At 35.1% G+C, this 22,712-nt stretch carries 25 protein-coding genes, 1 pseudogene and 1 other annotated feature; of the genes and pseudogenes, 13 read left to right on the forward strand and 13 right to left on the reverse strand.

Annotated features, from left to right (window positions below):
* Window position 1: 1 nt before the first annotated feature.
* Window positions 2-1,129 carry a hypothetical protein gene (locus tag ACQKOF_RS05520; protein WP_427554452.1) on the reverse strand — a complete coding sequence of 376 codons (1,128 nt, stop codon included), beginning with the start codon at window positions 1,127-1,129 and terminating at the stop codon, window positions 2-4.
* 339 nt (window positions 1,130-1,468) lie between these two features.
* On the opposite strand from ACQKOF_RS05520, the gene ACQKOF_RS05525 reads away from it, so the two are divergent.
* The 3 genes from ACQKOF_RS05525 to ACQKOF_RS05535 are packed head-to-tail and all read left to right on the forward strand — an operon-like array spanning window position 1,469 to window position 3,035.
* Window positions 1,469-2,044: a MarR family winged helix-turn-helix transcriptional regulator gene (locus ACQKOF_RS05525; protein WP_427554454.1), complete on the forward strand. Its 576-nt coding sequence runs from the start codon at window positions 1,469-1,471 to the stop codon at window positions 2,042-2,044.
* A gap of 3 nt (window positions 2,045-2,047) precedes the next feature.
* Complete coding sequence (locus tag ACQKOF_RS05530) at window positions 2,048-2,551, forward strand: alpha/beta fold hydrolase (RefSeq protein ID WP_427554456.1); 504 nt, start codon at window positions 2,048-2,050, stop codon at window positions 2,549-2,551.
* Window positions 2,535-3,035 carry an alpha/beta fold hydrolase gene (locus ACQKOF_RS05535; RefSeq protein ID WP_427554458.1) on the forward strand — a complete coding sequence of 167 codons (501 nt, stop codon included), beginning with the start codon at window positions 2,535-2,537 and terminating at the stop codon, window positions 3,033-3,035. Before ACQKOF_RS05530 ends, ACQKOF_RS05535 begins: the two co-directional genes overlap by 17 nt.
* Before the next feature lie 116 nt (window positions 3,036-3,151).
* On the opposite strand, the gene ACQKOF_RS05540 is transcribed toward ACQKOF_RS05535, so the two are convergent.
* From ACQKOF_RS05540 to ACQKOF_RS05550, 3 genes are all read right to left on the reverse strand, one after another.
* A complete protein-coding gene (locus ACQKOF_RS05540) occupies window positions 3,152-4,324 on the reverse strand; it encodes a CynX/NimT family MFS transporter (RefSeq protein WP_427554460.1) in 1,173 nt (390 codons plus the stop codon).
* A 143-nt stretch (window positions 4,325-4,467) separates the two neighbouring features.
* A complete protein-coding gene (argS, locus tag ACQKOF_RS05545; RefSeq protein WP_427554462.1) occupies window positions 4,468-6,141 on the reverse strand; it encodes an arginine--tRNA ligase in 1,674 nt (557 codons plus the stop codon).
* Window positions 6,142-6,379: 238 nt separating this feature from the next.
* Window positions 6,380-6,599: a binding site (T-box leader), on the reverse strand.
* An 80-nt stretch (window positions 6,600-6,679) separates the two neighbouring features.
* Complete coding sequence (locus ACQKOF_RS05550) at window positions 6,680-7,708, reverse strand: hypothetical protein (RefSeq protein ID WP_427554464.1); 1,029 nt, start codon at window positions 7,706-7,708, stop codon at window positions 6,680-6,682.
* A gap of 223 nt (window positions 7,709-7,931) precedes the next feature.
* Between ACQKOF_RS05550 and ACQKOF_RS05555 the strand changes: the two genes are divergently transcribed.
* Window positions 7,932-8,297, forward strand: a complete 366-nt coding sequence (locus ACQKOF_RS05555) for a sigma-70 family RNA polymerase sigma factor (RefSeq protein ID WP_427554466.1) — start codon at window positions 7,932-7,934, stop codon at window positions 8,295-8,297.
* A 323-nt stretch (window positions 8,298-8,620) separates the two neighbouring features.
* Here the strand turns inward: ACQKOF_RS05555 and ACQKOF_RS05560 are convergent, their stop codons facing one another.
* The 3 genes from ACQKOF_RS05560 to ACQKOF_RS05570 all read right to left on the reverse strand — a co-directional run bounded on the left by ACQKOF_RS05560 (window position 8,621) and on the right by ACQKOF_RS05570 (window position 9,453).
* Window positions 8,621-8,770: a hypothetical protein gene (locus tag ACQKOF_RS05560; RefSeq protein WP_427554468.1), complete on the reverse strand. Its 150-nt coding sequence runs from the start codon at window positions 8,768-8,770 to the stop codon at window positions 8,621-8,623.
* A 172-nt stretch (window positions 8,771-8,942) separates the two neighbouring features.
* Window positions 8,943-9,077 carry a hypothetical protein gene (locus tag ACQKOF_RS05565; protein ID WP_427554470.1) on the reverse strand — a complete coding sequence of 45 codons (135 nt, stop codon included), beginning with the start codon at window positions 9,075-9,077 and terminating at the stop codon, window positions 8,943-8,945.
* A gap of 64 nt (window positions 9,078-9,141) precedes the next feature.
* Window positions 9,142-9,453 carry a hypothetical protein gene (locus tag ACQKOF_RS05570; RefSeq protein ID WP_427554472.1) on the reverse strand — a complete coding sequence of 104 codons (312 nt, stop codon included), beginning with the start codon at window positions 9,451-9,453 and terminating at the stop codon, window positions 9,142-9,144.
* A 511-nt stretch (window positions 9,454-9,964) separates the two neighbouring features.
* Here ACQKOF_RS05570 and ACQKOF_RS05575 point away from each other — a divergent pair.
* A complete protein-coding gene (locus ACQKOF_RS05575) occupies window positions 9,965-11,569 on the forward strand; it encodes an ABC-F family ATP-binding cassette domain-containing protein (RefSeq protein ID WP_387082953.1) in 1,605 nt (534 codons plus the stop codon).
* A 158-nt stretch (window positions 11,570-11,727) separates the two neighbouring features.
* On the opposite strand, the gene ACQKOF_RS05580 is transcribed toward ACQKOF_RS05575, so the two are convergent.
* Entirely contained in the window at window positions 11,728-12,201 is a 474-nt protein-coding gene (locus ACQKOF_RS05580) for a DinB family protein (RefSeq protein WP_427554474.1), read from the reverse strand.
* A gap of 222 nt (window positions 12,202-12,423) precedes the next feature.
* Here ACQKOF_RS05580 and ACQKOF_RS05585 point away from each other — a divergent pair, with 222 nt between their 5' ends.
* Together ACQKOF_RS05585 and ACQKOF_RS05590 are read left to right on the forward strand one after the other, a co-directional pair.
* Window positions 12,424-13,419: a S66 family peptidase gene (locus ACQKOF_RS05585; RefSeq protein WP_427554476.1), complete on the forward strand. Its 996-nt coding sequence runs from the start codon at window positions 12,424-12,426 to the stop codon at window positions 13,417-13,419.
* A gap of 312 nt (window positions 13,420-13,731) precedes the next feature.
* Window positions 13,732-14,541, forward strand: a complete 810-nt coding sequence (locus ACQKOF_RS05590; RefSeq protein ID WP_427554478.1) for a S1C family serine protease — start codon at window positions 13,732-13,734, stop codon at window positions 14,539-14,541.
* A 286-nt stretch (window positions 14,542-14,827) separates the two neighbouring features.
* Here the strand turns inward: ACQKOF_RS05590 and ACQKOF_RS05595 are convergent, their stop codons facing one another.
* Both ACQKOF_RS05595 and ACQKOF_RS05600 read right to left on the reverse strand, forming a co-directional pair.
* Window positions 14,828-15,028: a cold-shock protein gene (locus tag ACQKOF_RS05595; RefSeq protein WP_004230088.1), complete on the reverse strand. Its 201-nt coding sequence runs from the start codon at window positions 15,026-15,028 to the stop codon at window positions 14,828-14,830.
* A gap of 223 nt (window positions 15,029-15,251) precedes the next feature.
* A complete protein-coding gene (locus ACQKOF_RS05600; protein WP_427554480.1) occupies window positions 15,252-15,533 on the reverse strand; it encodes a DUF1033 family protein in 282 nt (93 codons plus the stop codon).
* Between the two features lie 128 nt (window positions 15,534-15,661).
* On the opposite strand from ACQKOF_RS05600, the gene ACQKOF_RS05605 reads away from it, so the two are divergent.
* From ACQKOF_RS05605 to ACQKOF_RS05620, 4 genes and pseudogenes are all read left to right on the forward strand, one after another.
* Window positions 15,662-17,389 (forward strand): methyl-accepting chemotaxis protein, encoded by a 1,728-nt coding sequence (locus ACQKOF_RS05605; RefSeq protein ID WP_427554482.1) that lies wholly within the window; start codon window positions 15,662-15,664, stop codon window positions 17,387-17,389.
* Window positions 17,390-17,433: 44 nt separating this feature from the next.
* Window positions 17,434-17,715 carry an acylphosphatase gene (locus ACQKOF_RS05610; protein ID WP_427554484.1) on the forward strand — a complete coding sequence of 94 codons (282 nt, stop codon included), beginning with the start codon at window positions 17,434-17,436 and terminating at the stop codon, window positions 17,713-17,715.
* A gap of 596 nt (window positions 17,716-18,311) precedes the next feature.
* Window positions 18,312-18,692 (forward strand): annotated as a pseudogene (locus ACQKOF_RS05615) (hypothetical protein); the annotation flags it as partial.
* A 143-nt stretch (window positions 18,693-18,835) separates the two neighbouring features.
* Window positions 18,836-19,060 carry a helix-turn-helix domain-containing protein gene (locus tag ACQKOF_RS05620; protein WP_427554506.1) on the forward strand — a complete coding sequence of 75 codons (225 nt, stop codon included), beginning with the start codon at window positions 18,836-18,838 and terminating at the stop codon, window positions 19,058-19,060.
* Between the two features lie 42 nt (window positions 19,061-19,102).
* Here ACQKOF_RS05620 and ACQKOF_RS05625 read toward each other — a convergent pair whose 3' ends face one another.
* Both ACQKOF_RS05625 and ACQKOF_RS05630 read right to left on the reverse strand, forming a co-directional pair.
* Window positions 19,103-19,369 carry a hypothetical protein gene (locus ACQKOF_RS05625; protein ID WP_427554486.1) on the reverse strand — a complete coding sequence of 89 codons (267 nt, stop codon included), beginning with the start codon at window positions 19,367-19,369 and terminating at the stop codon, window positions 19,103-19,105.
* Window positions 19,370-19,598: 229 nt separating this feature from the next.
* Window positions 19,599-19,922: a VOC family protein gene (locus ACQKOF_RS05630; protein WP_427554488.1), complete on the reverse strand. Its 324-nt coding sequence runs from the start codon at window positions 19,920-19,922 to the stop codon at window positions 19,599-19,601.
* 397 nt (window positions 19,923-20,319) lie between these two features.
* Between ACQKOF_RS05630 and ACQKOF_RS05635 the strand changes: the two genes are divergently transcribed.
* Entirely contained in the window at window positions 20,320-20,970 is a 651-nt protein-coding gene (locus tag ACQKOF_RS05635) for a 5-bromo-4-chloroindolyl phosphate hydrolysis family protein (RefSeq protein WP_370043411.1), read from the forward strand.
* Window positions 20,967-22,031: a toxic anion resistance protein gene (locus ACQKOF_RS05640; RefSeq protein WP_427554490.1), complete on the forward strand. Its 1,065-nt coding sequence runs from the start codon at window positions 20,967-20,969 to the stop codon at window positions 22,029-22,031. Before ACQKOF_RS05635 ends, ACQKOF_RS05640 begins: the two co-directional genes overlap by 4 nt.
* 64 nt (window positions 22,032-22,095) lie before the next feature.
* On the opposite strand, the gene ACQKOF_RS05645 is transcribed toward ACQKOF_RS05640, so the two are convergent.
* On the reverse strand, window positions 22,096-22,293 hold the full coding sequence (locus tag ACQKOF_RS05645) for a DUF6501 family protein (protein ID WP_100541949.1): 198 nt from the start codon (window positions 22,291-22,293) through the stop codon (window positions 22,096-22,098).
* Window positions 22,294-22,712: the final 419 nt, after the last annotated feature.

The following is a 22,712-nucleotide window of genomic DNA, read 5'->3' on the forward strand; positions in this document are numbered from 1 at the left end:
TTCACTCCTCAGTTGTTAGACGAATAAGTTTATACTCGCCCTGTTCATTTTTATTTATTTCATATACCATCATAGAGTTCGCTAGTGCCTCTTGACCAGCAGAATTTGTTAGTACATATTCTGTTATAGCACGAACTACAATATTTTGTCCTTCCATGCTGATGTTTTTAATCGACGTATTGTAAAAACGGATTTTCGCTTGTTTGGATGAATAATTCGCTACCATATGATCCAGTGTGCTTTGTAAATCGTCTGTACCAACGAAAGGCTTCATGACACTAGCATCATGAATGTCAACAGCCGCTTTTAAATGTTTATAAAATGTATCTAAAAACAACTTTACCTCATCGACATTATAAGCAAAAATGTTCTTTCCGTATTGATCGATAGCTTGCTGGACTGCTTCTTTATCGCCCTGTTCTATATATGGATGTAAGTTTTTGGATTGAGTTAGTCGATCACTTGTCTTCATATTACCCTCGATCCATTCATCCAATAACTGTGCAATATCTTTAAATGGCAATATAAACGGCTGTGTTACACCGTTTTGCTTGCGTTTAAAATAGATGCCCACAAGTTCACCATTCTCTGCTTCTAGAACTGGGCTCCCCATAAGTGTATTTTGATCCGCATCTATGTAATAAGATGCTACTCTGTCACTATATTTTTTTATGATGTGCGGTAAGCTATCAACATAAACAGCTAACTGATTTAATTCACCGTTATAGACGGTCGGCACCTTTACCGATGCGTTATAAGGTACTTCTAAAATGGCCATATTATAAGCTGTAGATATAAAGTGCACATCGGCTTCCTTAAGTTTATCATTATTAAATTGTACGAGCGCAGTTGGCTTTGAAGATACGAGCGCACCATTTGTCACAATATAGAGCTTATCGTCCTCTTTTTTAACAATGATCCCTGCACCGATTCCGTTCTCACCAATTACTTTTACTTCCGGTACAATTTTTTCTTGCTGCTTCGTCACAGCCTTTTCCGTTTTCACATCGGTCTTTTTAGTTTGAAACACCTCTGCCAATGTTTCATTTCCACAGCCCGTTAATAATAAAGCTGTTGCTCCAAGAATGAGCATCTTTTTCCGCATACGTTCACCAAAACTTTCTATCAATTATGCCTCGGAATAATTGTGTCCGGAGGCTTTAACTTCTTTCAGCGAATCTCGTCACCTATAGAGTGGCGACTTCTGTAGCTGACGCTTTGCTTTCGCTACAAAAAAAATTTGCTGAAAGAGGTTAAACATCTATTCCTTTCTATCATAAACAAGGTTTTTATACGTTTCAAGTTTACATAATAATATTATTAATAGATGGGTGTTATAAAAATAGTACTCTCACCTTTTATTCAATCCGTTATACCTATAAAAAGCGTCTCTTTTTTAGCTTTGTTATGAAAAATGACTTATAATTTGCAGTTAAAATGTTATTAAAAAAAGATAGGCTTCTCGCTAATGCTATTTATAGACAATATATTGTCCATGAACCAAGAATTATTTTTAATGCAGCAAATTTATTCAGCACTTTTTTCGCTTGGAAATAAAATTCAAGTACAATCCGATCAATATTTAGAGAAATTAACATCAAGACAATTTATGGCTATTTTAGCGATTGCTCATTTACCTGAAGACCAAACATCGTTCAACAATATTGCAAGAAAACTAGGAACGACTAAACAGAATGTAAAACAACTAGTCACTACGATGAAAAACAAGGGATACGTTGAAATTGCCCCTAGCGAGCATGATAAACGTGCGGTCAACACTAAAATCACTGAGTTTGGAAAACAAGTTACTTTAGAGGCAGGAGAAAAAGGAGTTTACTTTTTAGCGGATCTTTTTAAAGATTTTTCTACTAATGAGCTAGAGACAATGTGGGGTCTATTAAAGAAGTTATATAGTTTTGATGGTGAAGAACAGGATGGTTTTGAAGAGCACAGTAACTTGACAATGGATGAAAATCAAAATGACGTTCAATTGTACGTTTTAAAGGAGTTTGAAAGACGAAGAAATCATAAAAAGGGAGAATGAGAAATGAAAAACAAATCCGAGAAGTTAATTAATATTGAAGAATTTGTCTCGGTTAACGATGTAAATCATTATTTATTTCATGCAGGAACTAATCATGATAACCCGGTATTACTTTATTTACATGGTGGTCCTGGTAGTGTTGAATCTCTCTTTGCACATGCTTTTCAAGATAAATTAGAAGAAATTTTTACGATTGTGCATTGGGATCAGCGTGGTGCTGGAAAAACGCTTACTAAAAACCCAGATAAATATCCTACTATAGATGTCATGTTACAAGATTTATATGGAATTATTCAATATTTAAAGAAAAAATATAATAAGAAAAAGATCATTTTACTCGGACGATCATGGGGCACTATTTTAGGAAGTATATTTATCAAGCAATATCCTGAAGAAATTGCTTATTATATTGGAGTTGCCCAAGTTGTCTCCTTTCTTGAAAATGAGCGTGTTGCTTATGAAAAAATGAAGGAACAAGTAGTAAAGGCTAATGATAAAAAAGCTTGAGGCTATAGGAGCTTATCCTGGAGAAAAAATAAAATTTAATCGTGAGTTTTTAAAGAAGTGTATGAAAATACGAAAACTTCAAGGGAAATATGATTTAGCTGTGAAGAGTGATCTTCCTGTATTTATAACTGCCTTTAAAAGTCCTATTTTTAAATTATCGGATCTTTTGGCGTTTTCAAAAGGACTGAAGGCAAACAGCAAGGTACATGAATTTTTAGAAGACTTTGACCTGACGACTGACTCCTCAGATTATAAAGTTCCCATTTATTATATTTTAGGTAAAAATGACTGGCAGGCTCCCTATACTATTGCCCAAGAATATTTTCATAACATTAATGCTCCCCATAAAAAATTATTTATCATTCCAAATGCCGGACATAGAATCATGATGGACCAAACCAACTTGTTCTCAGATACATTATTGCAGATATATAATAATGAACATTTTTCGGAAGCGTCTAGATCTTATAAAAGTTCAAAATAAATGAAAACTAAAGAAAAGCCGATTTTTAATACACAAGGTGAAATCGGCTTTTCTCGTGTCTAATTGCTGTAGCTTTGAAAAAAAGACATGCTCGTAAATTCGCGCATGTCTCGACATTATTTTTTCTTTAGCATAATTGTAGTAGCTATAATGCCAATCATTAATATTATAAAAATCATATAAGTAAATGTATGGTTTCCAGTCACATCATAGCAATAGCCGATAAGTATAGGGATAATGGAGCTTATTACAAAGCCACCTGAAAGCACCATAGATGACCAGCTATTGGCCTCCTCATCATTTTTTGCCTCATCCAATGGTAACAATAAACCAATTGGAAATAAGCCGCTTAATACGATACCTATGATTAATACAGCAATCCATAACAAAGATCCTGAGCCTAACCATAGCAACACAAAGCCAAACACGCCTAAGACCCCTAAAGAAAAGAGCCAACCGATTCGACTCGACCATTTTTCCATTAGTATGGGGACCGAAATATTTCCAATCATTTGTACAATAGACAAAAATGTTAGCATTGAGCTTGCAGCAATAAGGGAAAAGCCCTTAGCCTGTAATATCGGTACTAGCCAAGACATTATCGAGAAGAACAACGATGTTTGTATGCCAAAGTAAATTAAAATTGTCCAAGCACGGGCATTTTTCCAAGGATTTCGTGCTGCATTTTCTGTCAATACACCAGTCTCTGGCAGCTCTTGATTTTGTATTGCTAGGACCCATATACAAAGAGCGATGATAGCAAGTATTGCCCAACTGCCAAGCGCTATTGTCCAGCTCTCATGAAAATGATTATAAAATGTTATTGTTAGTGCCGCACTCAATGTTGCCCCTGTTCCTATTCCAAATGAATAAATACCTACCACGGTAGTAAAACGGTGCGGGAATTTTTTCTTTATATAAGCATTTAATATAGGTCCAATAAGTGCAATGGCAAATCCTGCAGCAAAGCTTGTGACTACAAGTAGCACATAACTTTCTTTTAAAAATCGTAGCCCATTTGCTAATGCTAGGATAATTATTAAGAGCGTAATAGCTGTTTTTGTTCCGAGTTTCCTTTGTAATGGTACTGCGAATGGTGCAAAAAGTCCCATACAAAACACCGGAATAGATGTTAAAAAGCTCATTTTGATATTTGATATATGGAGTGATTCCAAAAGTACATTAAATAGTGGCCCTATTCCTGTGACTGCTGGGCGCATATTGAGCGCAACGAAGAAAATACTAACAACCACAATTACCATGGAAACACGCCATTGCTTTTTCTCCATACTTTCTAAAAACCTTCTCTCTATTGATACGGTTAAAAATTCAACTGAAATCTAACATTATTGTCAGACCTCTGAATTCTCACTATTTCCTTTTACCATTTTTTCTAGTATCGGTCAATTTCATGGTAATTAATGAATAGTCCTTACATTTTTTTAGGCGCAGCGATTCCCAATAATGCTAACGATTCTTTTAAAACAACGGCCACACATTGACAAAACGCTAATCGTGATGTTCTTTGGTTGTCATCGACCAATACTTTATTGTGTGCATAATATTTATTAAATTGACGCGCTAATTGTAAGGCATATTTAGCAATTTGCGATGGGTCTGCTTGCTCAAAAGCGTTGGCAATTACTTTCGGAAACTGTTCCAACAATAAAATCACCGGCCATGCTTGCTCCCCTAATGCTTCAAACGATACTTCATAACTATGTTCATTTGCTTTTTCCAATAGAGATGAGATACGTGCAAACGTATATTGAATATATGGCCCTGTTTCCCCTTCAAAATGCATCATGTGCTCAATCGAAAACTCAATATCATGAAGACGATCATTTTTCAAATCATTAAAAATAACCGCTCCTACACCAACCTGACGTGCGACGTTCGCTTTATCCACTAGATTTGGATTTTTTTCCTCGATATTTCGCTTCGCAGTAGCAATCGCTTCTTTTAGTACATCCGCTAATAAAACGATCTTTCCTTTACGCGTCGACATTTTTTTACCGTCTTTTAGAATCATCCCAAAAGGCACATGCTGTAAGTCTTTTGCCCAATCGTATCCCATCTTCTCAATCACGTTAAATAGTTGTTTAAAATGAAGAGATTGTTCATGCCCTACAACATAAAATATTTTTTTAGGGCCATATTGTTGATTACGATAAATAGCAGCTGCTAAATCACGTGTAGCATAGAGCGTGGCACCGTCTGTTTTCGTAATTAAGCATGGTGGCATATTATCGATTTCAACAACAAAAGCACCATCAGATTGCACAAGCAGCTCTTTTTCTTTCAACTCTTTAACAACAGCAGCCATTTTGTCATTGTAGAACGCTTCCCCAGCGAATGAATCAAAGTTAATCCCGAGCAGTTGATAAATGGTCTTGAATTCTTCGAGTGATGCATCTCTAAACCATTGCCATAAAGCTAGCGCCTCTTCATCCCCGTCTTCTAATGCTTTAAATGCGCTACGTGCCTGTTCATTGAGTGTTTCATCCTGCTCCGCTTCTTCATGGAACTTTACATAAATTTTTAACAGTTCCTCTATTGGGGCAGCTTCAATCGTTTTTTGATATCCCCATTTTCGATAGGCAACAATTAACTTACCAAACTGTGTTCCCCAGTCACCTAAATGATTAATGCGGATTGCTTGATAGCCATTTTTCTCCGCAATATTGGCCAAAGCATTGCCGATCACTGTAGAACGTAAATGACCCATGGAAAAAGGCTTCGCTATATTAGGTGAGGAAAAATCCAACACTATATTCCCCTTCGATTCCTGTTGAGTTCCGTATAAATTTTTTTCTTTTACTATTTGGCTAAGCACTTGATGTGTAATCGTTGGCTGATCGTAAAATAAATTGACATACCCTCCTAATACTTGAACCTCTTGTATTAAATCACTGCTTAAATTGTTTTGAATTTCGATAGCGATTGTGTGGGGGGGTTTTCTAAATTTTTTTGCCAGCGTGAAGCACGGAAATGCCACATCCCCTAAGTCCATATTTTTCGGTTTTTCTAGTAATTTTTGAATGTCATTGACAGACAGCTCGTTATTTAATGCCACAGCGATTCTTTTCGCGATTTGTGTATTCATGTTCATTCTCCTCTCAATTTAAAATCAATTTCGCCTTGGCGTAATTGCGTCCGGATTTTGAATTGTGCCAGCACAATTCATTCCTTTGAAAATCCGTGACATCCGCCGGAGGCTTTATCTTCATTCGGTAGGTGTTTGTACATTCACTGAAAAGGGACCACATCTCCTTTTCATCTCGTACCAATAGAGGTAAGAGATTTCTACTGAATGAAGATAAAAAAAAGCCCCCATCTCTAAATATAGAGACGAGAGCATAGTAATCCCGTGGTACCACTCTAGTTGCCATATAATATGACCACTTTCCATTGTTAACGAGGTGACTCCCCGATATTCTCTACTTCTAATTCGAGAATCTTCTCCAAAGTGCGTTTCATTTATGGCTGCTGCATTAGGCTCACACCATCCCTAATTCGCTTTCCAGTAACTCCATAAACTACTCTCTTTTTCACTGAATTTAACTGTAATTTCAAAATATTCTACACGAGTCACCATTTTAAGTCAACAGTCTTTTCAGAATTATTAAGAAGTAAATTGTACATTAAAAATGTTCTGCTGAATAATTAACAATAACACTTTTTTCAGCCCTCCATACATTTCGCACCTTACTTTTCTTGAAGTCATAGTATGACAGTACGCTCTCTTTAGGCATTTCTAAAATACTATAACGTTTATTTTCATCAATTATACTAGATAAAAAATAAAATCCGTCTTTGTTTTCATCGAATTTAACGGAGCGAATTTTCGAATAAATACCAGCACTATCTAGTAAAGTCTTTACCTTTTTTGACTGGATATCTATTTCAACAACATGCGAAATAGGACTGTCTACGGCTTCATCATAGCTGATTATTACTGAGCTAGCATCTGGTGCCAATGATGCTCCACTTATAAATCTCTCAACATCGGCTATATGTTTCTTTTTTTGTCCTTCAATATCATAAATATCTAAACTGTATTTGGTCGGTTGTAATTTCGTTTGATTTTTATTAGCCTCGGTAAGTTTCTTCTGATCTTCGTTCTCGGAGAAAGAGACTACAATTAATTGATTATTATTCGGGTTATAATTAAAATCTAAAACACTTCTATCGTTGTTTTCTTCTTCCCATATTTGTATTTTCTTTGTTTGAAGATTATACGTAGCTATATGAAAATTTCTAAATGCATCTCTTAATAGCACTCTCATAAAGATGATTTTTTGATCTTTGTCTATTTGGATAAAATCAACGTTATTAAATACAGTGGTTAATTGTTTCATTTGATTCGTGTTTAGGTCATTTTCAAATAATTGTATTGTATGATCTGTTATGCCATCAGCAAAATACAATTTATTATTCCCTTCAGAATAAGTGAAAGCAGTATAATCCCCCGTTTCCTTACTTAATAAGAATTTACTTTTATTTTGAAGCTGGTCAAATTGATAGAATGTAAACTTCAAACTTTTAGGATCAAACACATTGATGTAAAGCTTAGATTCAGAAGCATTATGATCATCAATTGAAAATATTTTTTTACTAAAGACAATGCAAATCATTATGATGATTATCAAAATAAATAAAAATCTTTTCAAAATCCGCTCCCTTTCCACTATTATAAAATTAAAAGGATCTATTCTGATAAAGTTTTGTCTTTTCCCCCTACTAATTAATAGTACCCCTCATACTTGCCATCTAGAACTCTTCTGTTTTGCTAACGAGTACTTACAACACATTTACAATGGTTTTTATATAATAAAAGTAAAACCAGTAATATTTGGCAATCGTCTAATGAATGAACACGTAAGGAGGGACGATATGGAGGAAACAATAACAGCAAGCGGATTATCACGTGATCAGGTGATTGAGGAGCTAATGACCGATTATGGGCAAACGGTTCTGCAGCTTGTTTATACATATGTACATGATACAGCCCTTGCTGAGGATTTGACGCAAGAGGTTTTTATCAAGTGCTATAAGGCTCTCTCAACATATCAGGGGCATGCCAGCTTGAAGACATGGTTGTGGCGTATTGCTATTAATCATTTAAAGGATTATATAAAGAGCTGGTACAAGAAAAACGTCGATGTTACCGAAACGAATGTGTTAGCGGAAGCATTGGAAACGGGTGATTTGCTTGAGCAAGTTGTGAAAAATAGTGAGGGCTTGTATATTTTCTCTTGAAATAGTTAATCCTCCATCCAAAAATCAAAATCAGGATGAGAAGGATTAATTTCTAATGCTCTCCAAGCTTTTTCTAATTGTTATTTAATTATTCCCACTCAATCGTAGCTGGTGAACCCCTTGTTTACAACGTTATTATTTTAAATAATGGCTATGTCGTTTCAATGTCAAAATCAATTAGTGAGGAATGAATATCTGATGACGAGTTTTTTGTCACCGAATCTGAAATTTAGGAGAATAATAAACTCTATCATCAATTGAAAAAAGAACTTCGAATAAGAAAAACATAGGGAGATTTTAGTCTTCCTATGTTTTCAATCGTATTATTTATCTGTTTGTTTTTGCTTTTTTTTCAAATACTCCGCACGTATTTTTTCAAGTTGCTGCTTTCTATCAAATTTGGCCGGCTTATGTTTTTCATGATACTTTGCCACAGCCACCTGACCTTTGGTATCCAATTGATATTTCCCCACTTTGTTCACCTACTTTTCTTGTCTTTAAAGAGAATCTATTCAACAAATATAATATACCTTATTTTACTGAAGTAAACCTTTTTACTTTATTAGTATACTGCCTAACCCTGCATATATCAGTAAAAACTTAGTAAAATAATTCATAGCCAAATTGAAAATTCTTTTAAGTTAATTATTCAATTGTGAGTCCTTGTAATTCAGCAATTTTTGTCATGGTAGTTTCATAAGTCAATTCTTCATTCTTAACACTACCAACTAAATCATTTACAACTCTTTTAATAAGAGTAACTCCATTTTTTATATTCATCCAATATTTAACTCACCCTGATAGATTTTAACATCTCTTACATGATTAAGACCATAATCTAATTTTAGGCAGTATTTTTATCATCTTTTTTCCCAAAATACCCCTTTATATAACTATCAACAACCGCTTTAAATTGTACGATATCACCGTCTTTTACATTTTGATTTTTAAATAAAGAAGAGTTACTTACCCATATATGATCACACATAAAATTACCTTCGAAATCGTATAAGTCATGCAGTAACACTCTTTCAACTTTCGTCACTTTTAAATTTCTTCTTTTTGTTTCCATTTGGATATTTCTTAGTCCATAATTTTTAAACTTACCGTAAAATGACATATCTTCATTTAAGTGTTTTTTTAGTTTATCTCTCAATTTTTTTCACTCCCCCTTGTGTACATCATAAGAAAATTGAGAAATAATTTGTATAAAATAAAAGAGAGAAAAACTTAACGCACCTATCAATATGTATATATTTATTCGATTGTAATACTATTACCGTTTATTTTATTTATATTTGCCGAACCATCTGTAACATGATATAAATAACATTTTTCTATTGTATATTTTATAAAATCATGTCTTATACAACTGTGACAGACCCTTGCGTAATAATGGATTGATAAGCAAAGAAACATCAGAACTGATGAGTACGACCCATGCCACTAGAGAGGGCTTTCATTAATATTACCTGTTCTTTACCTTAGAGACGATAAAATACATATAAAAGTATCTGGATTCACTTTTTATTAACATTACCCAACTCTCCTATCCCACTCAAACACCTGACAACCCATAACGCTAAACGTTGATTTAATAATGTTTATAGACTATGGTACATATTTCATGATATACTAGTGCCATTGTGAAAAAAGGAGGAACTTGCATGATTCAAGTAAGTAATGTAGGTCTTCGCTATGGCGATCGTAAACTATTTGAAGACGTAAATATAAAATTCACACCGGGGAATTGCTACGGTTTAATCGGAGCAAATGGTGCTGGTAAATCAACATTTTTAAAAATCCTTTCTGGTGAAATTGAAGCACAAGAAGGTCACGTATCTATGGGTAAGGACGAACGTTTATCAGTCCTTAAACAAAACCACTTTGAATACGATGAATTCAATGTATTAGATACAGTTGTTATGGGCAACAAACGTCTTTGGGAAGTAAAAGCTGAAAAAGACGCTATCTACGCAAAAGAAGACTTTTCTGATGAGGATGGCATGCGTGCTGCTGAATTAGAGGGTGAATTCGCTGACCTAAATGGTTGGGAAGCTGACTCAGAAGCAGCAACATTATTAAACGGGTTAGGGATTGGCGACGAGCTTCACTATATGCTAATGGCTGACCTTGAAGGTTCTGACAAAGTCAAAGTATTATTAGCACAAGCTCTATTTGGTAAACCAGACGTTCTATTACTAGATGAGCCTACCAACCACCTTGACTTAAAAGCAATCCAATGGTTAGAAGAATTCTTAATTAACTTTGAAAATACGGTTATTGTCGTATCCCATGACCGTCACTTCTTAAACAAAGTATGTACACATATTGCTGACCTTGATTTCTCTAAAATCCAATTATATGTTGGGAACTATGACTTCTGGTATGAGTCTAGCCAATTAGCACAAAAAATGATGGCAGACCAAAACAAGAAGAAAGAAGAAAAGATTAAAGAGCTACAAGCATTCGTTGCTCGTTTCTCTGCGAACGCTTCGAAATCAAGCCAAGCGACTTCTCGTAAGAAAATGTTGGATAAAATCGAGCTTGACGACATTAAACCTTCTAGCCGAAAATATCCATTTATCAACTTCCAAACTGGACGTGAAATCGGTAATGATGTGTTAACAGTGGAAGGCCTTTCAGCAAGCAATGAAGGCGAAACACTATTTAAAGATATTCGCTTTTCAATGAACAAAGAAGATAAAATCATTTTACTTGGTAATCCAATGGCAAAAACGGCTCTTCTTGATATTCTAATGGACGAAAGAAAAGCAGATGCTGGTACGTTCAAATGGGGCGTAACAACTTCTCAAAGCTACTTTGAAAATGATCACGATAAATACTTCGAAGGTTCAGAGAAATCATTAGTGGAATGGTTACGTCAATATTCTCCTGATGATGAAACAGAAAGCTTCTTACGCGGCTTCTTAGGTCGTATGCTATTCTCTGGTGAAGAAGTGAAAAAATCTCCTTCAGTTTTATCAGGGGGCGAAAAAGTTCGTTGTATGCTATCAAAAATGATGCTTGCCACAGCAAACGTTATTTTACTGGATGAGCCTACGAACCACCTTGACCTTGAATCTATTCAAGCACTAAACGAAGGACTTATGCGTTTCAAAGGTGCGATGCTCTTCACATCTCATGACCATCAGTTCATCCAAACAATTGCGAACCGTGTCATCGAAATCCGTGAAGACGGCACAATTTTAGATAAACTATTAACTTATGATGAATTCCTAGAGTGGAAAGATAGTCAAGGCTTAAACTAACAACAAACAGGGTTCTCCTATTCAAAAAGGAGAACCCTGTTATTTTATACCTGCCTTTACTTATAAAAAATCGATGTTTGATTTATTACAAGAAAGCAAAGAACAATAAATCTTTTCATAAAAAAAAGACAGATACACTGTGTATCTGCCATTTACGTTTATTTTTGCATTTCCTTCGTTGGTCCCAATACGCCTGGTACCGGTAAGCCCGCTTGACGTAAGAGCACTGTCATTTGTCCACGATGATGCGTTTGATGATCGACCATTACACGTAATAGTGCACCTCTAGCTATTGGTCCAGTGAAGCCTTTTACTTCCTCCAGCAAATCTTCATTTGATAGCTTTGCCACTTCCTCTTTCACACTATTTGCTACATTTTCGTAAGCAGCTACAATTTCAGCAGCTGTAGATGGAATTGGATCTTCTTGTCGAGTCATTGGCACCTTTAAACCTGCCAAGTAACTGAAATAACCAGTAGCACCAACTAAATGCCAACCTAACCAACCTAGTGTGCTATGACCTTCCACGATGCTTTGCTCTAGCTTGTCATCTGTTATTGCTTTTAATACTTGAATAGTACCTTGTGCTGATGCTGACCACTCATTTAAAAAATCATCTACTTGTCGATACATAATAACGCCCCCCATTTTCGTAAGTACATTTCTATCTTATTAAATAAGAGACTTTCTTACAAGTTTCTAACTTTAAGTTTACATAATATTATTATATTGTATTCTGCTATAACTATTCAATTCAGTTACTTTTTACATGACTTTCGTCAAAACAAGTATACTACTCTTTAAATTGTAAAATCATGTATAATAGCTTTTATCTTAAATTGAAAGAGGTATTTTATGTTTTCCCCATTAAAAAAAGGCGATACCATTGGCATTTACTCGCCCTCTAAACCAGCTACGACTATTGCAAAGGCTCGCTATGAACGAGGAAAGGAACGTCTGCAAGCATTCGGCTTTACGATAAAAGAAGGCTCGTTAACTGGAAAAGAAGATTTTTATCGCTCCGGTACACCGAAAGAACGAGCAGAAGAGCTGAATGCCCTACTTCGTGATCCCCACATCAAAATGATCTTACCAACTATGGGTGGTACTAACGCCAATAGTATGCTGCCCTATCTAGACTATGAAGCATTTAAGCAGAATCCAAAAATACTTATAGGATTGTCTGATGTTACCGCTATACTCCTTGCAATGTATGCAAAGACTGGTGTTCCTGTCTTTTATGGACCTTCTGTTGCTTCTACATTTGGTGAATTTCCACCTTTTGTCCATTATACGGAGCAATATTTTAAAGATTTGTTTTTACATTCATTATCGATTCCCTATAACATGCAAATCCCACCTATTTGGACAGATGATCGACTAAATTGGTTAGAAAAAACGACTGAAAAAACTCAACATCATAATTCATGGATTACAGTGCAACCTGGCATTGCTGAAGGTCGTTTAATAGGTGGAAATATAAATACGATGTACGGCTTCATTGGAACACCTTACTTCCCTCACATAAATGAAGGAGATATTTTACTTCTTGAAGATACTTCTAAAACAATTGCGGTTGTTGAGAAAAACTTTGCTATGCTAAAACTACACGGCATTTTCGACAAAGCTTCAGCGATTATTTTAGGTAAACATGAACAATATGATGATTTGGGAACCGGGAGAAAGCCTTATGATGTATTGCTAGAGCAGCTAGATGGACGTACTATACCTATTATCGCGGATGTTGATTGCTGCCACACTCATCCCCTTCATGCCATGCCCATCGGCTTACGTGCACGCGTCAATGCGACTAGTAAAGAGATTACCTTTTTAGAAAACTGGTTTTCATAACATTCGTATAACCTATTTACTTCGCGTATAATGAAGGAATCTGCGTATGAGTCCTAATATAAAGTAGGAAAGATCTTTAATGCTTGTGCAATTCAATCAATCCGACTTTCACTACAGGAACAACTGTCTATCATGATGATATTTAGTTTCACGCTCAGAGGGTATAATGACGATATAGTTTGTATAAAAGACACGATGGTGACAACAAATAAGAATCGTTTGTTATTACCTCTACCCTACAAAAATTGAATAAGAATTTACTTCACAAGTGTCCTGCTTAGAGCTTTTCATTTTTTGGTAAGGAGGGGTTTTATGAATGATATACATAGGTCAACAACAGATGAGGATTTGACGGAAGAAGAATTGATTGAGCTTGTCCTCGCTGAACAGCAGAAGGCGTTAGCACTAGAACAAGAAGAACGTCAGCAAGGAAAAAAGCCTAAAAAACAAAAACCAATTGTCAAATGGATTGTCTGGAGTATGGCATTTGTGTTGTTTTTGAATACATTTGCACTTATCTTTCAAATTTACTCCATTCCAGCTCTTGAATTTTTGAAGGTGTCTTCTCGGCTATCAGCGCAAGAAGATATAAGAACCTATAAAAAAGCTGTTGTAGAGATCTCTACAGGTTCTAGTAAAGGCACTGGTTTTTCGATTTCTTCAGATGGCCTTATCGTAACCAATGCACATGTTGTAGAAGATGCTCAATCATTATTCGTCATTTTCCCTGAGGAAGGTTTAATGAGTGCCAAGTTACTGCAAAGTTTCCCAGACGTAGATTTAGCATTATTGCAAGTTACTGGTGATGAGTTACCCTCCCTCTCACTTGCTGAAAATCCTAGCTATAGCAAAAATGAGCATGTCTATTTCATTGGTAATCCACTAGCATTTACGGGCATTGCAAATGAAGGTACTTTATTGGAATCAACATACCTTGAGGATTGGCAGGAGCCTGTTATGATGATGGAAGCCCCTGTTTATCGGGGAAATAGTGGCAGTCCCGTCATTAATGCTGCTGGTGAAGTTATCGGAATCGTTTTTGCAACGGCGAAAAAAGATCCCTATGGTCGTGTCGGTTTGTTTATACCTGTTGAAGTGCTACAGCGTATATTAAATAAGTAAATTGTGCGAAAAGTTGCTTGTCCTCAAACTAACGAGACAAGCACTTTATTTTGTTTACATAATAAAATTATTTTCACAATTTAAAAAATCGATTTATTCCTCCCCATCATTTTTCTCAGTCAAGCTTAACTTTTGATCCGTCTTAATAGTAGTATGTAACTTTCATATTACTAGCTCACTAGCGTTCATATTTTGTAACTCTCAAATGTTCGAAGCATGCAAAAAAAAGGCATCCTATATCAATAGGATGCCTTAATTTAACGAAAGTAATTTTAATTACTGAGAATTAAAGTTTAGTTACGTTAGCAGCTTGTGGTCCGCGGTTGCCATCTACAACTTCGAATTCCACTTTTTGACCTTCGTCAAGAGTTTTGAAACCTTCGCCTTGGATAGCTGAGAAGTGTACGAATACGTCGTTTTCACCTTCAACTTCGATGAATCCAAAACCTTTTTCTGAGTTAAACCATTTTACTGTACCTTGTTTCATTTAAGAAAACCTCCAAAAAATAAAAGTGAACAATATGTAATTTCTTCAGCGAATGAAAAAATTCACATATTACAAAGAGTACCGAACTAACGCGATCACTTTTTGTAATATGTGAATTCATGTTTCCGGTGAAGCAATTTAATTGTTAAACTAAGTATAACCGGCATTCATAATTTTGTCAAATAAAGAAAAATGTTTTTTTTTTAATTTCTAAATTTTATTTCTATTCCTCAGATTTCAAAACGATAATACCGTGATATATTTGTACATCATCATCACAGGCTTCACAAAAAACACTTTCGTCCTCTGACCAGAAGGCCCAAAATCCCCCTTCTTTCGTTACCTCATTGTCATATGTTATTCGGAAGTGCTGTAGTTTTCTTTGTAATGCTGCCTCAAATTGCTCCTCCGTTTCAAATGTTTCATTTGTTTGAATAAAAGCCTCCCAGCCTTCAAACTTCCACCAAGGCTCATAATCAGCTTTCATGTAAATAATTGTATACATATTTGCCACATTCCCTGCTGTAATAAGATATTTTCATTTTAGCAAAGACATTTGAAATGTCTATTAAAACACTCTGTAATATGCTATTATTACCTTATTATTCATTATTTTTGGGAGGTATTTTTTTTATGTTTTCAAGCATTCGACCTAAGGCCGAACTCGAGGAATTATTAAAGCGTGGAACAAATTTAAATGCAACTGGCCGTTTTAATAAAACACTAGCATTTAACCATTTTAATTCTCAAGATGAAGAGAATTTAAAAATTCTCTACAATAAATTAAAAGAAATCACGCCTTCAATGAACGCTATTTTTAATAGCTATTTAAGTGAAATCTCTCTCTCCTCTCAGCTGACGATTAGTGAAGAAAATATTAATCGATACTTGACTCAATTTTTCTTAGCTACTCGTGATGATGAATATGTGGATGAAACCGTTAAATTTTTCAATTTATTCAGAAAAAATCAATATGAGCCGGGTAAGTTAATCGTCGTCTTTAATCAATTTGCATTTTATATTACTACCTACATTTTACATAATTTTGGTTTGAAACCTAATAAGGCATTTGAATTTATGAAATCTTTCCAATCTGCAGTCAATGTTGATCAGGAATTACTCGTTGAAGTATTAACAGAACGTACAATTGAAAATGTAGTCGCTGAAATTTCTTCTTTAATGGATGTCAACGCAAAAATCATGTACATGAAAGATTTAGTATTTAGCTTAGATAAACAAAACGAAGAAATCCAATCCTCTACCGCAGCAACTGAAGAAATTGCCGCTTCTATTAATGAGATTGCTCGAATGTCTTCCCGTATTTCTGAAAAAACAACTGAATCTGTTGATCACGCTGTACAAGGAAAAAATGCAATTGAGCATGCCCTTTCTGAAATCTTTAAAACAGAAGAGACATTTACAACGATTGTTGAGTCCTTTGCAGAATTACAAAAACGGGTAAATGATATCGAAAATGTCGTAACGTTAATAAACCAAATTGCCGATCAAACGAATTTACTTGCTTTGAACGCATCTATTGAGGCTGCACGTGCAGGTGAACATGGTAAAGGCTTCGCCGTAGTTGCACAGGAAGTTCGAAAGCTTGCTGAGGGAACGGTATCAGCACTTAGTGAAGTATCTACAAATGTACAGCATTTAAAGAGCTATTCAAATGATGTGTCAAACTCAATAACTGAAACGACAGAAATTATTAAAGAAGCAACAGTGGAAGCTAAAGAATCGTTACCATTGTTAAATGCCATAGTTAGTGCTATTAAAGGTATTAATCTGGATGTTACAAATACAGCTGCAATCTCACAGGAGCAGGCAGCAGCTATTGATGAAGTATCGGCAAGAATGATTGAAATTTCTAACCTTCAAGATGATATTCGTGAATATAGCCATAACACATCTAGTGATATACACTCATTAGGGAAAGAAATTAATCGTTTCCGCAATGATATTATTTCGAATAATAATGTTCAGCTATCGTCTATAGCACTTTTACAATTATCAAAGGCCGATCATATTTTATGGAAATGGCGAATTTATAATATGTTCCTTGGACTTGAAAATGTCAAGCCAAGTGATGTTTCTTCGCATACAGATTGTCGTCTCGGTAAATGGTATACATCTTCTCGCTCTGTAGAACGTTTCGGACACTTACAGGAGTATCGTGAATTAGACGCCTATCATTTACGTGTTCATGATTCAGCGAAGTTAGCAGCTGAGGCTTATAAGGTTGGGAATATTCAACAGGCTGAAGTTCATTTAAAAGAAGTAGATCAAGCTTCGAAGCAGGTTCTCTACTATATCAATAATTTAATTGCATATTTAGAAAAAGAACGTGTAATGCACTAAGCAAAAAGGAGGGCTCTCCCTCTTAACTAGTAGGAGGTGTTAGCTTGAACAAGCGAGCGCTAATTAAATTTTTCGGAGATGTTTATGGAACTGGCTACCGTTTTTTCATTAAACAAAAAGCGATTGAGCTAGGATTAAAAGGATACTGTAAACTAAATGATCAAGATCAAATTGAGGTTGAAGTAGAAGGTTCAAAAAAAGCGATAGATGAATTTTTAGTATTTGTTCAAAAGGGTGTTAGCCCTCAAGCAGATTCCAATTCATTTGCATTAGAGCTTTTTGATGATTTAAAAGGATATGCACGCATGGAGTCAGACATTGTTTAGTCTGGCTCCTTTATTTTTATAGTGCAGTAATACCAAGGTTTATCAAGCTTTTTGGCTATTTTCAACATTGAATGAGATTTTTTCTAAAATGACTTTGCTGGAGGCAATTTTATTAATTATGATTAAGAATAATACCCCAGTCCTCCACAAAAAACAAACCTGCCGTAGCAAGTGCAAATAATTATTTAGATGCTTTATAATGTCTCAGAAAATTATCCAGTAAAGCATTGAATATATCCATGAAGAAACTAGATCAGCTGAATCTAGTGTTGCGTTCAATGCTGCATGGCTGCATGTTCTCATTCCTCTTTTCATCTATGTTTTATTTACTTGCTACTGCACTTAAAAGTAATTGTTTGTTGCGATCAGACATTACTCGCCATTCTTTAACCGTTACTTTCATTTGCCCTCACACCCTTTCGAATATATGCTTCCAAACACTTTATGCAAGCTTTGACGCATATAAGACACTTCTCATCATTTAATAACCTGTGGTATTTCATAATGCGTACTAAACAGTGTATGCTTGCGAGCATCTACTGTAACTATGTACAAATCTCAGCATATAATAAAAAAACTATCTGGAGGTATTTTCAATGTATTATGGATTAAGTGATTATCATCCGATTTTATATAAAATCTTGGAGAGCTGGACTGGAGAACCAAAAAATACTGTTTATTTGTTAATAAATAAATATGGTCTACCAAATGAAGCAAGTTCTAGAAGAATCATCTGGTATAATAATGGTCCTTGGAAGCGTACCATTGTTCATCTTGATACAGTACCTCATAATACTCCTACTCCTCATCTTGATTATTTGGAACAAACCATAGATTATAAAGTACCTGTTCAATTTTTTGATGATTTAGCACAGTTTGATGGCAGCTTATATCCGGACCGAACAGCTGGTGAAGCTACTGCGAAATGCGATCAAGAAGCAGCGAATTTTATGGCTTTAAACTTGATGAACGACATGTAAATGGACAAGAAAGTATCCATCATATTGCTCGAGAAGAAGGGGTTAATAAACCAGAATTAAGGACTTGGGTTCGTTTATATGAACAACATGGTGCTGAAGATTTCGTGAAATCCTATACAAGCTATTCTCCAGAGTTTAAAATGGATGTACTTAATTATATGAACGAAATGGGCATGTCCCCTATTGATGCAGCTACGATGTTTAATATTTCTTCTTCGAGATTAATTAGAATATGGCGTCATCAATTTGAAACAGGTGGATTGGATGCCCTCGTATCGAAGAAAAAGGGGTGTCCAGCTATGAAAAAAGAAACAATTAAAAACACAGCATCAACACCAGTCGAAGGATCAGCTTTGCAGGCATAATAAAAAGCCACACCAATTGGTTTGTGACTTGATATCAATATGTTATTCAGTCATTAATGTCTCAATGGTTTTACTGTTATTACAGATAAGACTATTAGCTTTAAATTTTATACTCGTTGAAAGCATCTGCAACATACTTAATTCATTAGCCAACTTTTCTAATTCAACTAATCCTCCGCTTTGCAAATTACTAATTTCCAACTCAAGTTGTTTCAATGATTTTTGAATGAATTCGATATTTTCCTTGTATTCCTCTAAAATAATTTTAGCATCCAATATCTCAACCTTATTGTTAGTGTTTTTTTGCATATGCTGACTCTCCCTTTCTATCTATAAAGTCACCTTTATAGCGCAATCTTTGTTACATGAGATATTGAAAAACACTTTAGGACATGAAAGTATCTCAAAAAATGGATTTAATTAACACTATTATAAAGTTGTTTAACTTATTTAACAATATTATTTTTATTCATATGAAATAAAAAAGCCACACCTTGTTAGATGTGACTTGCTGAAACATTTTGGTCTATATAGCTACCTAAATAAATTGTAAATACTCTAAGACATTTCCGAAAGGATCTCTGAAGCTAATAACTTTTCCTGGAGGACAATCCATAGGCTCATCTACAATAAACTCAACATTATGTTCTTTTAATTTTTTGACTGTTTGATGAATGTCCTCTGTTTTTAAAGCTAAAACCACACCTAAAGAATCTTTAGGAATAGATTTAGCGTTTTTCGATTCTTCTAAAACTAAAGGTAGATCTCCGTGAACAAGTGTTACGATTTTGGTTCCGTATTGTTTGTTTACTTCAAAACCTAGAACAATAGTGTAAAACTCAATTTTGAGAATAAAAATCACGAATACGCTGATGGCGAGGAATCAACAACGGATGAAAAAACAATACTAATGTTTAACCTATTAAGAGAGAAAATATTGATTAACAACGTGTGAAGCAATTCGCGAATCCCATTAAATTTGAATACGATATAATGAAAATGATTAATCCTTGATAGGCTTTTTAATACTCACCCGAGTATAGATGAAACAGCAATGTCAGACAATTAGTTTGACTTTTTTTCGTCTGTCCCCCTTTTCTCCCTAATAAAGCAAAGGATTTTCTTGTTCTTAAGTAATATCATTGAGAAACTTTACAATTAGCAGTAAAATTTATGTAAGGATTATTAATTCATTGAAACTTTATGTCGATTATTTCGTATAAGAATATAGACATATCTAAATGCTAGGAGGAAGAAACATGCTTAGTGTCGGACAGTTTTTCTCTAGACATACCGCCAGCTTCTTAATTTCTCTCACAACTGTTTCTATCGCAGCAATTGCGGCAAGTCCAGGATACTTCCTTGGTGGTTTATTGTTTGCTGGAACATACGCGTCGAGTACGGCGTTGTTGAAACATAGACAGAAAAAGAAATTCATGCACATAGCAGGTATAACAAAAGAAGAATACAAACATATTGAAACACAACTTACAGCAGCCAATAAAAACATTCAAACTTTAAGTCAAAACTATTTACGTGTACGTTCTGTTTCTGCATTTAAGCAATTACTCGAAATGACACGTATTTCAAAAAATATCGTAAAAATAGTTAAAACAGATCCGCGAAAATTTTATAATGTAGAACAATTTTTTTATGCACACCTTCCTTCCGCTGTCGAATTAACGGATAAATATACGATGTTATCGAGGCAGCCTGTGAAGGATAAGGAAATCCAGATTACATTATCAAAAACAAGAGAAACACTTACAGATTTAAATGATACGATTCAAATTGATTTAAAGGATGCGCTTTCCAACGATATCGACCATCTTCAAATGGAAATCGAATTTGCGAATCGTTCCAATATAAGACGAAAAGAACAATTGGAATGGCGAGGCGATGATAAGTGACAGCAAATGATCACGCATTTCAACTAAATACAATACAAGGTATTTCCCCTCTTGTGCAATCTTATTTAGAAACTACAAATAATGAGGCGATGGCGACATATGAAACGCTATCGCCTCTTGCACAAAGTCGAGCACTTCTATTCGCTAGTCAACTAGACCTGACAAACTTCGAATCAGTCCTGTCTTTAGGGCAAGGTTCACAACGAGCGCTTTCTCAATTTGCTGATCGAATGCTTGCACAAGTTAAACAGAAAGACGTCACAAAGATTGGTCAAATGTTAGACTCTTTAATGCAAACGTTAGACCGTGTGGACCCTAACGCATTAGAACCAAAAAAGCAGTCCTTTTTTCAAAAAATGTTTGGCAAAATCGTGCCTACTGTTAAGCAAACATTAACGGAGTTTGAACGTATTAGTATCCAAGTAGAACGCATTGGTGTTCAGCTTGAACGTGCACAGCTTCAAATGATAAAAGATGTGGAAATGCTAGAAGAACTTTATGCACATAATAGAGGATTCTTTGAAGAGTTAGCGACTGCTATTGCAGCAGGACAAATGAAGAAGCAGCAAGCCATTGAAGTTGATCTTCCTAAAAAGGTGACTAGTGTACAGGCGACGAAACAGCCTCTAGCTATCCAACAGCTTAATGATTTTGCCGCTCAAATCGAACGTCTAGATCAACGTATTTATGACTTACAAGTTTCTCAGCAGGTTGCCTTACAAACTGCGCCACAAATACGCATGATTCAGCAGTCCAATCAAACGCTAGCTGAAAAAATCGAATTTTCAATCGTTACGCTTATTCCACTTTGGAAAAATCAATTGGCCATGATGTTATCCATGCATATGGATCATCACTACGCACAGCTAGAAGAAAGATTATCTCGTACAAATGATCGTTTTACGAGTCCTTCCTTTGAACAGCAAGTATCGAAATTTAAAGAAACACAGCATGAGCTGAAGACAGCGATCAAAGACGTCTTTGCCCTTCATACAGCTACAGAACAGGAAAAACAGCAATTACAGGATGTAGCTGAATTAAAGAGCTTTAAGAGGGAATGATTCCGCTTTTCCAACAAATAAGGGTGGCTCAGAAATCATCTGAACCCCCCTTTGATTTTTATGCTCATTCAAAATAATCTTTATAGTAGCCACCGATATTACCAGTGTTATCGATAATAAAAATGAATTCTTCTGTTTCATTTTTTACATCATATTGTTTCCCTACTGTTAATACGTTTGAAACTAAATATTTTGATGCATTTGTATGCTTACAAGTAACTGTGCGTACTGTTTGAGCATCTTTCCATTTTAAATGTAACATAATCTCTCTACCTCTCTTTACTAGCGCGAAGCTAATGTCTATTGCTTATTTTATAATATTTTTGAACTTTTGTGGAGAAAAAAACCATAGAAGACCTTATTTTCTCCATAACTATCGTTTTTTAACCATATCAATCATAAAAATTTTTACTTCGAGGTGTTAATATGAGCTTTGGTGGCGTACCGCAATGGTTTTTTATTCTGGCCGTTGCATTTGCAATTTGCTTTATTTTATACGCAGAATGGAATTCTAGAAAATAAGTGAGCCCATTAATATGGAGGGCACTGAAAAACTTACGTTTTCATAAAAGCGAACCTTTCTCAGATAAAAATAAGGCACTTCTTGTTCGATTTTGAACAGGAAGTGCCTTATTTCTGTCTCTATTCTTTATTCATTTTCGTTTAGTAGCTTTAATATCC

Source organism: Lysinibacillus sp. NPDC093190 (assembly GCF_050280425.1).
Classification (GTDB): domain Bacteria; phylum Bacillota; class Bacilli; order Bacillales_A; family Planococcaceae; genus Lysinibacillus.

What these genes read in the sequence shown, in the direction of transcription:
- ACQKOF_RS05590 (WP_427554478.1), top strand. Translation starts at nt 13,732, where the DNA reads ATGAATGATATACATAGGTCAACAACAGATGAGGATTTGACGGAAGAA.
- ACQKOF_RS05535 (WP_427554458.1), top strand. Translation starts at nt 2,535, where the DNA reads ATGATAAAAAAGCTTGAGGCTATAGGAGCTTATCCTGGAGAAAAAATA.
- ACQKOF_RS05595 (WP_004230088.1), bottom strand. Translation starts at nt 15,028, where the DNA reads ATGAAACAAGGTACAGTAAAATGGTTTAACTCAGAAAAAGGTTTTGGA.
- ACQKOF_RS05625 (WP_427554486.1), bottom strand. Translation starts at nt 19,369, where the DNA reads ATGCAAAAAAACACTAACAATAAGGTTGAGATATTGGATGCTAAAATT.
- ACQKOF_RS05605 (WP_427554482.1), top strand. Translation starts at nt 15,662, where the DNA reads ATGTTTTCAAGCATTCGACCTAAGGCCGAACTCGAGGAATTATTAAAG.
- ACQKOF_RS05645 (WP_100541949.1), bottom strand. Translation starts at nt 22,293, where the DNA reads ATGTTACATTTAAAATGGAAAGATGCTCAAACAGTACGCACAGTTACT.
- ACQKOF_RS05600 (WP_427554480.1), bottom strand. Translation starts at nt 15,533, where the DNA reads ATGTATACAATTATTTACATGAAAGCTGATTATGAGCCTTGGTGGAAG.
- argS (WP_427554462.1), bottom strand. Translation starts at nt 6,141, where the DNA reads ATGAATACACAAATCGCGAAAAGAATCGCTGTGGCATTAAATAACGAG.
- ACQKOF_RS05635 (WP_370043411.1), top strand. Translation starts at nt 20,320, where the DNA reads ATGCTTAGTGTCGGACAGTTTTTCTCTAGACATACCGCCAGCTTCTTA.
- ACQKOF_RS05530 (WP_427554456.1), top strand. Translation starts at nt 2,048, where the DNA reads ATGAAAAACAAATCCGAGAAGTTAATTAATATTGAAGAATTTGTCTCG.
- ACQKOF_RS05565 (WP_427554470.1), bottom strand. Translation starts at nt 9,077, where the DNA reads ATGAATATAAAAAATGGAGTTACTCTTATTAAAAGAGTTGTAAATGAT.
- ACQKOF_RS05540 (WP_427554460.1), bottom strand. Translation starts at nt 4,324, where the DNA reads ATGGAGAAAAAGCAATGGCGTGTTTCCATGGTAATTGTGGTTGTTAGT.
- ACQKOF_RS05575 (WP_387082953.1), top strand. Translation starts at nt 9,965, where the DNA reads ATGATTCAAGTAAGTAATGTAGGTCTTCGCTATGGCGATCGTAAACTA.
- ACQKOF_RS05525 (WP_427554454.1), top strand. Translation starts at nt 1,469, where the DNA reads ATGCTATTTATAGACAATATATTGTCCATGAACCAAGAATTATTTTTA.
- ACQKOF_RS05555 (WP_427554466.1), top strand. Translation starts at nt 7,932, where the DNA reads ATGGAGGAAACAATAACAGCAAGCGGATTATCACGTGATCAGGTGATT.
- ACQKOF_RS05620 (WP_427554506.1), top strand. Translation starts at nt 18,836, where the DNA reads ATGGATGTACTTAATTATATGAACGAAATGGGCATGTCCCCTATTGAT.
- ACQKOF_RS05585 (WP_427554476.1), top strand. Translation starts at nt 12,424, where the DNA reads ATGTTTTCCCCATTAAAAAAAGGCGATACCATTGGCATTTACTCGCCC.
- ACQKOF_RS05580 (WP_427554474.1), bottom strand. Translation starts at nt 12,201, where the DNA reads ATGTATCGACAAGTAGATGATTTTTTAAATGAGTGGTCAGCATCAGCA.